The organism is Microcystis sp. LE19-41.2A, assembly GCF_027530405.1.
GTDB classification, from domain to species: Bacteria; Cyanobacteriota; Cyanobacteriia; order Cyanobacteriales; family Microcystaceae; genus Microcystis; species Microcystis aeruginosa.
Genome location: NZ_JAPZQJ010000166.1, coordinates 1 through 13,510 on the forward strand (window position 1 = coordinate 1; position 13,510 = coordinate 13,510).

Below are 13,510 nucleotides of genomic sequence, written 5' to 3' on the forward strand. Positions count from 1 at the left end.
TGTCAGTCTGTAGAGCGACCATAAGACCAGAACAGAGTAAATCTGGGGCGGCAGGTGCGGAACCCCGCAAGGGAAAGAAGCAGAAACCTAAATCGTGAGGTTTGGGAATCACCGTCCGTTTACGGCGGCGAGGATGTCAAAGTTTCCCTAGATGTGTTACCGGCAGTAGTGCCGAAAAGCAATTTCTTGGCTGGGTTAAAGACAATTCATCGACATCTATCTTAACCATAAGTTAAATTAATATTTAACAAAAATCGGCTTAAGGCTAAAAAAACAATTAACATTATAGCTCCAAATGCTTAGTATTGGTTAGTTTAGCTAGATTGTAGATCGATGAAATTATCTAGAGATCGAGCAAGGAGCGTCAAGAATTCCTGGTTAGATCTATAAGTAAATTTTATTTTAAGTTTATTTAAGACTGTCATTACTAATGCAAGGCTGAGTCAGGCAGATTTTCCCGTAGTATCAAAAATGAAACTCGCTCCAATCGTTCAATCTGACTACGAGCGAGAGGCAATTGTAGAGACTGCCGCTTTCACTAGCATTTAATTAAGAGGAACAACCGATGGCAACTTATAAAGTCACCCTGAAAAATGAATCTGAAGGACTTAATACTACAATTGAGGTTCCCGATGATGAGTACATTCTCGATGTAGCTGAAGAGCAAGGACTAGACTTACCTTATTCCTGCCGCGCAGGAGCTTGCTCCACCTGTGCAGGTAAAATTGAATCTGGTACTGTCGATCAATCCGATCAATCCTTCTTAGATGACGATCAAATTGAAGCGGGTTATGTCCTCACCTGCGTCGCCTATCCTACCTCTGACTGTGTGATCCTCACCCACAAGGAAGAAGACGCTTTGAAGTAATCTTCAAGATTATCAGAAAATTCCCGTTAAAGCCATGGCTTTAACGGGAGTTATTTTATGGCTCAAAAATTTTTTCCCTAAACACTTGTGTGTTTTAGCTAAGGGTGCTATGATTGTTAATCGTGGAATTAATGGGTCGGTGCCCGAGTGGTTAATGGGGGCGGACTGTAAATCCGTTGGCTACGCCTACGCTGGTTCGAATCCGGCCCGGCCCACCACGATCAATGCCCGTGTAGCTCAGTGGTAGAGCACACCCTTGGTAAGGGTGAGGTCATGAGTTCAATCCTCATCACGGGCTTTCTCTTCCCTGCTCATTCTCAATAAACCGTTGAAGGATGAGATTGAGTAGGGCTTGCTGAATAAATCTAAAAACCTTGTTGGATAATATTTTTAGGCTTTTTTGAAATCAAAAAGTACCGGCCATTGGAGGGATCGGGGGGTAAATTTAGGGACTTTTTCCCTGAAAATTAGGTAATTGACCCCCTGAAAATGGGTAAAACCCTACACCCTACACCCCACACCCCACACCCTACCCCCACCGAAAAACTTTTTGCCGCAAACCCTAAGTAAGTCTTCAGCACTATTGCGTTAACACAAGTTCTCCCCTAGGGCAATTAGTCCTCGATCGCTTAAAATAATCAAAATTAACTTATTTGTTGGCTCATGTCTCCCCTCGACAACATCGCTAAACTGTCTCACCTCACCCGCAGAGATGTTCAGAAAAATTGGTTTATCGCTACAGCAGCGGGAAAACCAATTCAACCCGTCACCCTCAATGAAAAACAATACATTATTTGGCCTGCCGGCAGACAAATCCAATATCTAACTCAAAAAATTATTGTCCCCGAACATTTAGCCGGTTATCCTTTAGAGGGAATGGAACTGAGATTAATCTTAACTTGGTGGGCGGAAGATGTCAAAATTTATGTTAATAATCAATTTATCCAAGCAGGAGACCTCTTTGATTCTTCCACCCGCATTTTACTTTCCAACTCGGTCTCTACTGGTCAAGAAATCCTTGTTACTCTGCGTTTAGTCAGTCCCAATCATGATATTGGTGGTTTGATGAAATCGCAGTTAATCTATGAATATAGCCAAGCGATCGATCCTAGTTTTGTCGCTGATGAATTAACCATTCTCCATAATTATCTGCAAACTTTTTATCCTGAAAAATTAGCGGCTTTTACCGCTACTCTCGATAATATTGACTGGGATAATGTCACCAACAAAGATAAATTTAATCGCTCCCTAGAATCAATTCGTCAATCCCTACAACCCCTCGCTCAACCTCTCAAAGAACGCAGTTTTCATCTTCTCGGTCATGCACATTTGGATATGGCTTGGTTGTGGCCGTTGGCAGAAACTTGGCAAGTGGCACAAAACACTTTTATCTCGGTTTTAAACCTCCAAAAAGATTTCCCTGCCCTCATATTTGGTCATTCTAGCCCCCTAATTTACGACTGGACAGAAAAACATCATCCTGACCTGTTTCAAGCAATTCTAGAGGCATATAAAGGGCAATCTTGGGAACTTTTGGGCGCGATGTGGGTAGAACCAGAAGTCAATTTGATCTCCGGAGAATCCCTATTTCGACAACTACTTTATGGACAAAAATATTTTCAAGAAAAATTTGGACAAATCACTGAAACTGCTTGGCTGCCGGATACCTTTGGGTTTCCCTACCAATTGCCGCAAATTCTTCAATCCTTTGGCATCAAATATTTTGTAACTGGGAAACTACATTGGAATGATACGACTAAATTTCCCCACGGTTTTTTCTGGTGGCAATCTCCCGATGGCAGTAAAATTCTTTCCCTAATGTCTCCTCCCAATGTTGCCGGAGTTATGGATACTAACCCAATTATTATGACCGATCATGCTCTCAATTGGGAACGGCAAACCGGCTTAAAAGATATTTTTTGGCTGCCAGGTGTTGGCGACCATGGCGGCGGTCCGACTCGTGATATGTTAGAGGTAGCCCAACGTTGGCAAAAATCTCCTTTTTTCCCCCAGTTAAAATTTAGCCAAGCAACAACTTATCTGAACAGTCTGGAGACAAGTAATCTCCCTATCTGGGATGATGAATTATATCTAGAATTCCATCGCGGTTGTTATACTACCCACGCTGACCAAAAGGCCTATAATCGTTACTGTGAAATCCTCTTGTATCAAGGAGAATTATGGTCTTCTCTGGCTAATATTTTACTAGAGATTCCCTATCCGAAAGTCGAGATAGAATCCGCCTGGAAAAAGGTTTTATTAAATCAGTTTCATGATATACTGCCTGGTACTTCTATCCCAGAAGTGTTTAGGGATGCCAATCAGTTATGGCAGCAAGTTATCACCACAGGTGAAGCAATTTTAGATCAAGCTTTACAAGCAATTGCCACTCAAATTAATTTACCTAATCCCCCCCATCCTCAAGCAAAACCTTTTCTAGTTTTTAATTCTCTTAACTGGGAAAGATCCCAGGTTATCTCTTTAGCTGTAGAATCTGTAAATTGCTCGGTTTATGACTTAAATAATTGTCTCTGTCCTTCGCAATTATCCCACGACAATCAACTGTTATTTATCGCTGAAAATATTCCTGCTGTGGGTTATAAGTTATTTTGGTTAGTTCCCAATCAGCAAGCAACCGAGAAAAATTTAACTAACTGCCAATTTATTTTAGATAATGGCTTGCTTAAAGTTACTATTAACTCGGAAACGGGGGATATAGATAGTATATTTGATATAATTAATCAAAAAGAAATCCTGCAAGCTGCGGGGAACCAATTACAGGGATTTAAAGATCAAGGACAATATTGGGACGCTTGGAATATCGATCCTAATTATCAACAATATCCCTTACCTAAAACAGTATTAAAATCGATCGAATGCTTAGAATGTGGTGCCTTGCGCTGGCAGATTCGCGTGATCAGAAGTTTAGCTGATTCGGAATTTTGTCAAGATTATATCTTAGAAAAAGATTCTCCTATTCTCCAGATTAAAACTATTGTTAATTGGCAGCAGGAACATACTTTAGTAAAAACCGCTTTTCCTCTCACCCTAAACAGCGATTTTACCACCTATGAAATTGCCTGTGGTGCGATCGAGCGTTCCCACGAACCAGAATCACCAAAATGGGAAGTTTACGCGCATAAATGGGCAGATTTAACCGATACAGAGGCAAACTATGGGGTTAGTCTTTTAAATAATAATAAATATGGCTATGATGCTACTAACCAGCAACTGCGATTAACTCTGTTGAGAAGTCCCCGCTGGCCCGATTCCGAGGCGGATCTGGGGAAACAAGAATTTACCTATGCAATATATCCCCACCAAGGGGACTGGAAAACGGCGAAAACTGTCCATCACGCTTGGCAGTTAAACTCACCTGTCACCGTTGTTTTTATTACTAATTCTTCTCAATCAAACCAGTTGCCACCCGTGGCACAATGGTTAAAATTCTCGGCCGATAACTTAATTTTAATGAGTTTAAAACAAAGTGAAACATCCTTTCGGGGTTGGGTAATGCGCGTTTATGAATGTCAGGGAGAAAACGCTGTTATTGATTGGCAAAATCAATTACAATTAACAATAAAAGAATCGATCGACGGTTTAGAAAGAGCGATCGATCCTATGGAGCAAATTTCTCCTTGGCAAATAGCCACATGGTTATTAAAGAATTAATCTTCGTGATCTTCAAAAGGATCGCTTAATTCTGCTGCTGGCGGTCCAAAAGCGGTATAAAGAGCTAAAGCGGTAATCCCCACCAAAGCGGCAGCGATCGAAACACCCAAAATTGTTGCAGTTTCCATAAAATAAAATTTGCTTAGATACAGTCTGTATCTTATCTTAACAAAATATAACCGATCTCGCCGTCGATAGCGATCGCTAATCTGGCCAGTTGCATTGCTGTTATCTCATGCCCGATAATGCTGAAAGGATCGACTCAATAGCGATCAAACTAAACCAGAAAAATTATTATGAAGAAACTCCTACAGGGACTAGAAAAGTTCCAGAGTGGTTATTTTGATGAACATCGGCAATTATTTGAGCAACTCTCCCACGGACAAAAACCGAGAATACTGTTTATCACCTGTTCCGATTCCCGTATCGATCCTAACCTAATTACCCAAGCGGAGGTGGGGGAATTATTCGTAATTCGTAATGCGGGAAATATAATTCCTCCCTACGGAGCAACCAATGGTGGTGAAGGTGCATCTATAGAATATGCTATCAACGCTCTCGGCATCGAGCAAGTGATTATCTGCGGTCACTCCCATTGTGGAGCGATGAAAGGTTTATTAAAATTGCAGAGTCTGGCCGATGAAATGCCTTTAGTTTACGATTGGTTAAAGCAAGCAGAAGCTACTCGACGTTTAGTTAAGGATAATTACAAAGAACTAGAAGGAGAAGAACTGATCGAGGTGACAGTAGCAGAAAATGTTCTCAACCAGTTAAGTAATTTGCAAAGCTATCCAATTATTCGTTCCCGATTACATCAGGGTAAATTATCTCTACACGGTTGGATTTTTCGGATTGAAACTGGCGAAATTTTAGCCTATGATCCCATCCTACACGATTTTGTCGCTCCCCATAGTAAAATTACCCATCCCGAAGCAGCAGACAATTTACCCTCTAGTCGTCACCTTCCCAATAGTCATCCCTTCAAGATTTCTGAGGATTATATCCGGACTCATGCGGACGTAAAAAAAGCGACTCCTGCGGTTAATACTGTGGCGAAAAAGAATGGCTCCTCAACCCAAAAACCGGGCTATAATTATTTAGACCCCTCCCAAGCTGATCGCATTTATCGCGGTTCGAGAAGTTAATTAGGGATTAGAGAAATTCTCTAGAGATGTGCTTATTACCGTCTCTAGAGTGGCAGTTAAGGGCAAGAGCCTTCCCGGTGGATAATGACCGTAATCCGGGACAATCAGCCTAACATCTGGTGACAGCATCGGCAAGTCAGCAACGCTCAGTGTTAGGAAAGCTAATAGCTATTGCTTTTTACTCAAAAAATATGGTATGATGGAAAACTGTCAGTTTTACGAAAGCCGATGAAAACGGAAGAGATTATCAAATCAATCGAAGCCGAGTATCTCAAGAGCGATCTGCCCATTATCCATGTCGGTGACACGATCCGGGTAGGGGTGCGAATCGTTGAAGGAGATAAAGAGCGGATTCAGCCCTACGAGGGCATTGTCATCGCCAAACGCCATGGCGGTATCAACGAAACGATTACAGTACGCAAAGTCTTCCAGGGTGTGGGAGTAGAAAGAGTCTTCCTGCTCCACTCGCCGCGGGTTGCCAGTATCAAGATCATCCGTCGTGGTAAAGTACGTCGGGCGAAACTCTACTATCTGCGCGATCGGGTTGGCAAAGCCACCAGGGTACAAGAACGTTTCGATCGCCCTCTCTAAAAATTTTCCGGCGACAGCCTAACCAAGAAAGTTGCTCAATCGCCAACAACTACGCTATAATAAATAAAGGCCTTAAAAAAGCCAAATAGTTTAGCGAATGGGCGCTCTTAGTTCAGTTGGTAGAACGCAGGTCTCCAAAACCTGATGTCGGGGGTTCAAGTCCTCCAGGGCGCGTTTGGTAATCACCAAGCCGATAACTGCAAAGGACATAATCTAAATGTCTGGGGGTTAGTGTGGGTTGTCCGGTGAAAATGATAAGTTAAGGATAGCTTGAGTATCATTTTAAGGAGTAGCGATCGTGGCCAAAAAAGAAACCCTAGAAAAAGACACGAGCGACAAGAAAGAGGGAAGCTCCTTTCAGGTCAAGGAATTCGTCAATGAAAGCAAAGAAGAACTCGCCAAAGTCGTCTGGCCTTCCCGTCAGCAACTTTTGAGTGAATCGGCGGCCGTGATGTTAATGGTGACTTTGGTAGCCACTCTCATCTATCTGATTGATAAATTCTTTGCCTGGGGTGCGGGGAAGGTGTTCCCATGAATCTAGAAGAAGAGCAGTTTCCCGAAGAAGTCAATCTCAGCGGCCTACCGAAAAAACCCCGTTGGTATGCCGTGCAAGTGGCTTCCGGTTGTGAGAAACGGGTCAAAGCCAATTTGGAACAGCGCATCCACACCCTCGATGTGGCCGATCGCATTCTACAAGTTCAGATTCCTCAAGCGGCCACCGTCAAAGTCCGCAAGGATGGTTCACGGCAACACGGTGAGGAAAAAGTCTTCCCCGGTTATGTCCTGATCAAAATGATCATGGATGATGACGCTTGGCAGGTGGTCAAAAACACCCCCCACGTGATCAACTTTGTTGGGGCCGAACAAAAGCGCCACTACGGACGCGGCCGCGGTCACGTCACCCCGCTACCCTTGAGTATGTCAGAAGTCGATCGCATCTTCAAACAAGCTCAGATTCAAGAACCCGTCGTCAAAATCAATATGGAAGTTGGCGATCAAATCTTGGTTCTATCTGGTCCATTTAAGGACTTTGAAGGGGAAGTGATCGAAGTTAGTCCCGAGCGCGGCAAACTCAAGGCCCTGCTCTCCATTTTTGGTCGGGATACCCCGGTCGAATTGGAATTTAATCAAGTCGAAAAACAAAACTAAATCATGGCTAAAAAAGTCGTCGCAATTATTAAACTAGCTTTACCTGCTGGTAAGGCTAACCCTGCTCCTCCGGTCGGTCCTGCTTTGGGTCAACACGGGGTAAATATTATGGCGTTCTGTAAAGATTACAACGCTAAAACCGCCGATCAGGCCGGCATGATCATCCCTGTGGAAATCTCCGTTTTTGAGGATCGGAGTTTTACCTTTGTCCTCAAAACTCCCCCCGCTTCCGTTCTCATCCGTAAAGCGGCCGGTGTGGAAAGAGGTTCCAACGAACCCAACAAGAAATTTGTCGCCACCATTACCCGCGACCAATTACGGGAAATCGCCCAAACTAAACTGCCCGATCTTAACGCTAACGACATCGAAGCGGCCATGAATATTGTGGCGGGAACGGCCAGAAATATGGGTGTCAAGATCTCAGACTAAATCTTATTTCGGGGAGAAGTTAAGCTTCGTTATTACCCAAGGAGCAACAAATCAGATGGTAAAAAAAGTTTCACGACGTTTGCGAGATGCCCAGGCTAAGGTAGAAAATAAAGCCTACGAGCCATTAGAGGCACTGACATTATTAAAGGAATTAGCGACGGCGAAATTCGACGAAACCGCCGAAGCTCATATTCGTTTAGGTATCGATCCTAAATATACCGACCAACAACTGCGGACAACGGTAAGTTTACCCAAAGGAACCGGACGCACGGTGCGAGTAGCGGTCATTACTCGCGGGGAAAAGGTACAGGAAGCGAACAACGCCGGGGCCGATATCGTTGGTTCGGAAGAATTAATCGAAGAAATCGCCAAGGGGATGATGGATTTCGAGGTGTTAATCGCCACCCCCGATATGATGCCGAAAGTGGCTAAATTAGGTCGTCAACTCGGTCCGCGGGGTTTAATGCCTTCACCGAAAGGGGGAACCGTAACCACGGATTTAACGGGAGCAATCTCTGAGTTTAAAGCGGGTAAATTGGAATTCCGGGCCGATCGCACCGGGATCGTTCACGTTCAATTTGGCAAAGCTTCTTTTAGTGCCGAGGATTTGTTAATCAATTTGAAAGCTTTACAGGAAACGGTGGACAGAAACCGGCCTTCCGGGGCCAAGGGGCGTTACTGGCGCACGGTTTATGTTTCTTCCTCCATGGGGCCATCGATTCAAGTGGATATTAGCGCGCTGCGGGATCTGAAATTAGCAGAAGGTTAATACAGTTATTTTTTCTGAAAAAGCCTCCAAGTAATTGGGGGCGTTTTTTTGGCTTGATCGCCCGATTGATATAGAATCAAAAGGCTACACTCAAGATTAATCGCTTGAACTATTCTCTTGTATCTGTTCTTAGAGCCAGCGTGTGGATTGTAGATTCCCCTAATACCCGTATTTTAGCCCCTAGTGCGATCGCTCTTGGTAACTTTGATGGTTTGCACCTAGGTCATCAAACCGTCCTACAGCCAATTTTTCAGGATGACCCCGCTTATCCCACCGTTGTTAGTTTTACTCCCCACCCGCGGGAATTTTTTACGGGAGAAAAATGGCAATTATTAACTCCTCTAGGGGAAAAGGTGGAGGTTTTAGAGAATTTAGGCGTTAAACAATTAGTTTTACTGCCTTTTTCGGCTGAATTAGCTTCCCTGACTCCCTTGGCTTTTGTCGAACAGATTTTAGTAGAAAAATTACAGGCTAAATCGATCAGTGTTGGTCAAGATTTTCACTTCGGTTATCGTCGTCAAGGTACAGCCGAAGATTTATTACAGATCGCCTCTCAATTTAATATTAAAGTCGAGATTGTTGGTTTAAAAAACTGTGGGGCGGGTCGGATTAGTAGTTCCCTAATTCGTCAAGCTTTGGCAGCAGGAAACGTTGAGCAAGCTGGGCAAATGTTAGGTCGTCCCTACAGTTTAACCGGTCGCGTGGTCGTCGGGCAACAGCTGGGCAGAACATTAGGTTTTCATACCGCTAATCTACAGGTTCCCCCCGATAAATTATTGCCGCGATTCGGGGTTTATTGCGGTTGGGTGCCTCTTGATGGTTCTCGCTTACCGGCAGTTATGAATATCGGTTATCGTCCCACGATCGAGGGAAAAACTATCAGTGTGGAAATCCATTTATTGGATTGGTCGGGCCATGTATATGATCGCATTTTAACGATGGATTTAGTGCAATTCCTGCGACCAGAACAGAAATTTAATTCTCTCGATCGATTAAAAAATCAGATCGAGATAGACTGCGATCGCTCTCGGTTAATTCTAACTTCTGTCACCGACAACTCCTAATATTTTTGGTATTCTCTTTCCACTTTACCCACCGCTTTCAATAAAGGAGAATCAAGGGAATCGATCCAATCAGCTACTTCTCGCGCTAATCCTAGGGTAACAATGCCTTGAGACGGTGGTAATTGACCAGCTAAAGCCTGACTTTTGATGGTTTTCAGGACAGAAATTAAACCCTCAATCCGAGTCGATCTTTCTGTTTTCCGCATCTGTTCGGCCACGGTAATAGCTTGGTCAATTGATTGAATTAATTCCCTCATGTTCGTTTCCATAATATTCTAGCGACAGGAAAGAGATGTAACCGTTATTGCTCGCCCCTCTCCCCATTGTATATTGGCATCTCGCGAGTCTTTAATAAAAGTTTGCTGACCACCACCGGGATAACAATCAGCCGGATTCTGGGGGGCGACAATTCCTTGATAAACCGTTGTTCCCGCAGGTAAAGTCACCGATACCACTTTGGTCGCTTGATTGGGAGGATTCCACTTTTGATCGAGGGCTAAATTTCTGATCACCTCCACATTGGTGGTATATTGATCCGTGGTCAGAAAACGACCTTTTTTGTAATTTTCGTCACTATAATAACGGAAGAAAGTCTGGGGTTTTTCTAGGGTAATTGCCTGACATTCACTATTGCGAAAAGTGATGGCAAGATCTGGAGGAAGGGGACAGGAAGGAGCCTGATCTTGAGCCAATATTTTCCGAGAATTGAAAGTCAAATTTTCGGGTAAACTATTGGTTAATGTACTGGCAGCGATTCCTAAAACAAGACTAAAAACGAGTGAACTGGCTTTCATCTTCACTGATTAAGAGAAATTCTTCTCGATTTTACCGTACTGAACCGACTGAAAATCTTGATTTCGCCCACTGGCAACAATTCTTAACTAATTTTCTCCCTGCTCGCCACCCTAACCCCGATTAGCTCCCTAGCAGAAAATTTCCCGCCATTGTCTGTCAACTTTTCTCGCTAGTTTGGGCAAATTAGGAAAAGAATCGTTAAGATCAAAAAAACTTAACATTAATCTTCTTGACAAAATCCCCCATTTGTGCTATGAGAGACGCTATTGATATTTTGATGGAAAATTTGAGCCAGAGCATCGTCGGCCAAACCGAATCGATTCGCATTGTGCTGGTGGCTTTACTCAGTGGTGGCCACGCTCTCCTCGAAGATGTCCCCGGAGTCGGCAAAACCCTCTTAGCTAAATCCTTAGCGCGTTCAATTAACGGTCGTTTCCAACGGGTACAATGCACCCCCGACCTCCTCCCCAGTGATATCACGGGAACCACGATTTGGAACCCCAACAGTCGCGAATTTGAATTTATCCCCGGCCCCGCTTTTGCTAACGTCCTGTTGGCCGATGAAATCAACCGGGCCACCCCGCGCACTCAATCGGCACTTCTAGAAGTCATGGAAGAAAAACAAGTTACCGTCGATGGAGAAGCGCGGCCGGTCCCCCAACCCTTCTTTGTGATCGCCACCCAAAATCCGATCGAATATCAAGGCACTTTTCCGCTTCCAGAAGCGCAAATGGACCGTTTTGCCGTTTGCCTGAGTTTGGGTTATCCCAGCGCCACAGAAGAACTAAAAATGTTACAAAGACAGCATTCTCAAGAGACGGTTAAATCCCTAGAAGCTTGTATTTCCCTAGAACAGGTGGGAGAATTGCAAAGATTAGTTAGTCTGGTCCGGGTAGCTCCTGCTTTACAGCAATATATCGTCGATTTAGTCCGCGCTACCCGTGATCACGAAGATATTAGTTTAGGAGTCAGTCCCCGGGGTTGTGTGGTTTTGCAAAAAGCAGTTCAAGCTTACGCTTTCCTCGAAGGTCGCGATTATGCTATCCCCGATGATGTTAAGTTTATTACTCCCTACGTCTTCTGCCATCGTCTGATTCCTAGTCACGGTCGTCAAGCTAAAGCGATCGTGGAAAGACTTCTGCAATCGGTGGCGATCGAGGATCGCATCTATGCTTAAATTTCAGTTATCGATGAATGGTAAGTTACAGGGTATTTCTAAATTCGGCCAAATTGGTAGAGCCGATCCATTAATTGCTAGTATCGCCTTAGCTCATTAAAGGCTGGAGTAAAAACATTTTGAACGTGCTTCTGTTTTTACTTTTTTTGACCATCTTTCCATGCCAGAACAGTAATCAAAACGGAGGAAGCAGGAAGCCCTCGCTTTTAGCGATGGGTATGTCACAAAGCTTCCCCTAAAAAATTCAACAAACGGTGAGTTTTCCCAGCGTCCCCCCTATTCTGAAAAAACTCACCAGAAGCCTTTATTTTGCCCCTCACACCTTATCGAATCGGTCTCCTATCCGAACTGTCCCGTATCGACCCACTCACTCTTGATTAGCGACCACCAATCAGTTGCCAGACCATCGAGGACGTACTTGTAGGGCAGCCAGCCGTAGCCAGCGCTTCCCCAGCCAGTCCCCCAGGAGTTGCGAATCAGCAAGGCACCGGTGGTTTCAATGCCACCGGGGTTAGTATTCTTAATCTTGAGGTTGTCGTCGTAACCAACTGCGTCAATGGCGTGACCGCCTTCAACCCGTTCGCCCCGAGTCGGGTAAGGAATCTTGCCGGTCGTGTTGCCCTGACTGATAGAACTGTAAACAGTAAAGCCAAACATCGAGGGCAGACCTTTCGACAATTCGGTTTTAATCCGAGCTAACAGTGCGTCTCTTGCCGTCCCGGGCGGATCGAGGCGGTAGTAGGAAATCGCCTGATAGCTTTGGGCAAAAGCGTAGCAGAATGCCGACGGCTCTTTGTCCAAATCAGCGATATTGTAGGGATAGTATTCTTCTGGTGGTACGCCAAACAAGGTGAGGGCGTACATTGTTGAGCGCAAGAAGGCCCCCGTATCTCCCGTCCATTTGAGCAAGTTGCGCGTCACTTTGTAAAGAAAGAGGCGCGAGGCATCTATGTGTTTGCCAAAAGCTCGCCGCTCAAAATACTCCACCAGTCCGACCCCGGCGTGGGCCGTACAAGAACCGATAGTTTGTTGATCCTCCATGGGGGAACACCACGGCCTCAAGTCCACGCTGGCTGGCAGCGCTGCTGGGGCAGATGTCGTTGCTCCCACTTTGGCCAGCATTTGCTTGACAGATGGCTGTCCCAAAGCTTGCAGTTTGGACGGTACGCGTTCAGATTGAAAAGTGACATCACGAATATCGGGATAGTCAGGCAACCATCCCATTGCGGGAATTACAAATGTTTCACTCATTTTTCCTTTCCTCCTAAGTCGTTACTCACTAGCCCTTGGCTATCTGAGAAGCCTTTACTCTCGGACTTGGAGCGTGACGGTAAATCGTTCGACAATTGACGGCTCTCCCTGCCACTCTCGCCAGAGCTTAAGCCTTAGTTGGTCTATCCCAGCCCGTTGCGCTTTAAAGGTCAGGACTCTCTGACCGCCCCCGCCGACTTTCGACTCCCCGGCAGGTACATACTCAGAGGCCTGCAGCTCCACTAAATCGCTCCCGACACCATCGACCGCCCACTGAAAGCCAGTGGTGGGATTCTCGTCGAGGGACAGTAGCAGCAGGTCGTTGACCTGCATGGTGATGGATTTGCCGTTGTCAGTGCGAGTAAGGGTTAGCATTGTATCTTGACCGTTCCCTTCTTTCGGGTTCCACTTGGTTGCCCCACAGCCCTGGGAAAAGACCGGGGAAAGCACGAGGATTAGAGTTTTGACATCCTCGCCGCCCTAAAAGTGCGGCGATTCCTAAACCTCACGATTTAAGTTTCTGCTTCCACCACCGTCGCATACCACAGTTAAAAAACCATGTACTGTCTTACACAGAGTCCACAGACTTTCGCCCCATTT

Annotated in this window: 15 protein-coding genes and 3 tRNA genes; 13 read left to right on the top strand and 5 right to left on the bottom strand. The window is 45.0% G+C overall.

Going from position 1 to position 13,510, the window contains the following annotated elements:
• Positions 1–565: 565 nt before the first annotated feature.
• The 4 genes from O9290_RS07060 to O9290_RS07075 all read left to right on the top strand — a co-directional run bounded on the left by O9290_RS07060 (position 566) and on the right by O9290_RS07075 (position 4,540).
• Positions 566–868: a ferredoxin gene (locus tag O9290_RS07060; protein ID WP_002761157.1), complete on the top strand. Its 303-nt coding sequence runs from the start codon at positions 566–568 to the stop codon at positions 866–868.
• Positions 869–1,001: 133 nt separating this feature from the next.
• Positions 1,002–1,086: transfer RNA gene (locus O9290_RS07065), tRNA-Tyr, on the top strand.
• A gap of 8 nt (positions 1,087–1,094) precedes the next feature.
• Positions 1,095–1,166 (top strand) — tRNA-Thr (locus O9290_RS07070).
• A 365-nt stretch (positions 1,167–1,531) separates the two neighbouring features.
• Positions 1,532–4,540: an alpha-mannosidase gene (locus O9290_RS07075; RefSeq protein ID WP_288055755.1), complete on the top strand. Its 3,009-nt coding sequence runs from the start codon at positions 1,532–1,534 to the stop codon at positions 4,538–4,540.
• Here the strand turns inward: O9290_RS07075 and psbN are convergent.
• A complete protein-coding gene (psbN, locus tag O9290_RS07080; RefSeq protein ID WP_002736132.1) occupies positions 4,537–4,668 on the bottom strand; it encodes a photosystem II reaction center protein PsbN in 132 nt (43 codons plus the stop codon). The two genes, O9290_RS07075 and psbN, sit on opposite strands and share 4 nt — an antisense overlap.
• Positions 4,669–4,836: 168 nt before the next feature.
• Between psbN and O9290_RS07085 the strand changes: the two genes are divergently transcribed.
• From O9290_RS07085 to O9290_RS07120, 8 genes are all read left to right on the top strand, one after another.
• Positions 4,837–5,685, top strand: a complete 849-nt coding sequence (locus O9290_RS07085; protein WP_002761143.1) for a carbonic anhydrase — start codon at positions 4,837–4,839, stop codon at positions 5,683–5,685.
• A 228-nt stretch (positions 5,686–5,913) separates the two neighbouring features.
• On the top strand, positions 5,914–6,276 hold the full coding sequence (rplS, locus tag O9290_RS07090; RefSeq protein WP_002738040.1) for a 50S ribosomal protein L19: 363 nt from the start codon (positions 5,914–5,916) through the stop codon (positions 6,274–6,276).
• Positions 6,277–6,377: 101 nt separating this feature from the next.
• Positions 6,378–6,450, top strand: a tRNA-Trp gene (locus O9290_RS07095).
• 124 nt (positions 6,451–6,574) lie between these two features.
• The gene (gene secE / locus O9290_RS07100; RefSeq protein ID WP_002761141.1) at positions 6,575–6,811 is read left to right on the top strand and encodes a preprotein translocase subunit SecE; all 237 of its coding nucleotides are present in this window, start codon (positions 6,575–6,577) and stop codon (positions 6,809–6,811) included.
• Entirely contained in the window at positions 6,808–7,425 is a 618-nt protein-coding gene (gene nusG, locus O9290_RS07105) for a transcription termination/antitermination protein NusG (protein WP_002761140.1), read from the top strand. Before secE ends, nusG begins: the two co-directional genes overlap by 4 nt.
• Positions 7,426–7,428: 3 nt before the next feature.
• The gene (gene rplK / locus O9290_RS07110) at positions 7,429–7,854 is read left to right on the top strand and encodes a 50S ribosomal protein L11 (protein WP_002761138.1); all 426 of its coding nucleotides are present in this window, start codon (positions 7,429–7,431) and stop codon (positions 7,852–7,854) included.
• 55 nt (positions 7,855–7,909) lie between these two features.
• Positions 7,910–8,623: a 50S ribosomal protein L1 gene (gene rplA / locus O9290_RS07115; protein ID WP_043999247.1), complete on the top strand. Its 714-nt coding sequence runs from the start codon at positions 7,910–7,912 to the stop codon at positions 8,621–8,623.
• Positions 8,624–8,763: 140 nt separating this feature from the next.
• Positions 8,764–9,687, top strand: coding sequence for a bifunctional riboflavin kinase/FAD synthetase (locus O9290_RS07120; RefSeq protein WP_288055758.1), 924 nt, complete (start codon positions 8,764–8,766; stop codon positions 9,685–9,687).
• Here the strand turns inward: O9290_RS07120 and O9290_RS07125 are convergent.
• Together O9290_RS07125 and O9290_RS07130 are read right to left on the bottom strand one after the other, a co-directional pair.
• Positions 9,684–9,956 carry a hypothetical protein gene (locus tag O9290_RS07125; RefSeq protein WP_002761130.1) on the bottom strand — a complete coding sequence of 91 codons (273 nt, stop codon included), beginning with the start codon at positions 9,954–9,956 and terminating at the stop codon, positions 9,684–9,686. The genes O9290_RS07120 and O9290_RS07125 overlap by 4 nt on opposite strands.
• A gap of 6 nt (positions 9,957–9,962) precedes the next feature.
• Entirely contained in the window at positions 9,963–10,481 is a 519-nt protein-coding gene (locus tag O9290_RS07130; RefSeq protein WP_002761128.1) for a hypothetical protein, read from the bottom strand.
• A 254-nt stretch (positions 10,482–10,735) separates the two neighbouring features.
• On the opposite strand from O9290_RS07130, the gene O9290_RS07135 reads away from it, so the two are divergent.
• On the top strand, positions 10,736–11,659 hold the full coding sequence (locus O9290_RS07135; protein ID WP_002761127.1) for an AAA family ATPase: 924 nt from the start codon (positions 10,736–10,738) through the stop codon (positions 11,657–11,659).
• Positions 11,660–11,998: 339 nt separating this feature from the next.
• On the opposite strand, the gene O9290_RS07140 is transcribed toward O9290_RS07135, so the two are convergent.
• Both O9290_RS07140 and O9290_RS07145 read right to left on the bottom strand, forming a co-directional pair.
• Positions 11,999–12,910 carry a C1 family peptidase gene (locus O9290_RS07140; protein ID WP_002761124.1) on the bottom strand — a complete coding sequence of 304 codons (912 nt, stop codon included), beginning with the start codon at positions 12,908–12,910 and terminating at the stop codon, positions 11,999–12,001.
• A 54-nt stretch (positions 12,911–12,964) separates the two neighbouring features.
• Positions 12,965–13,285 (bottom strand): protease inhibitor I42 family protein, encoded by a 321-nt coding sequence (locus O9290_RS07145; RefSeq protein ID WP_353852130.1) that lies wholly within the window; start codon positions 13,283–13,285, stop codon positions 12,965–12,967.
• Positions 13,286–13,510: the final 225 nt, after the last annotated feature.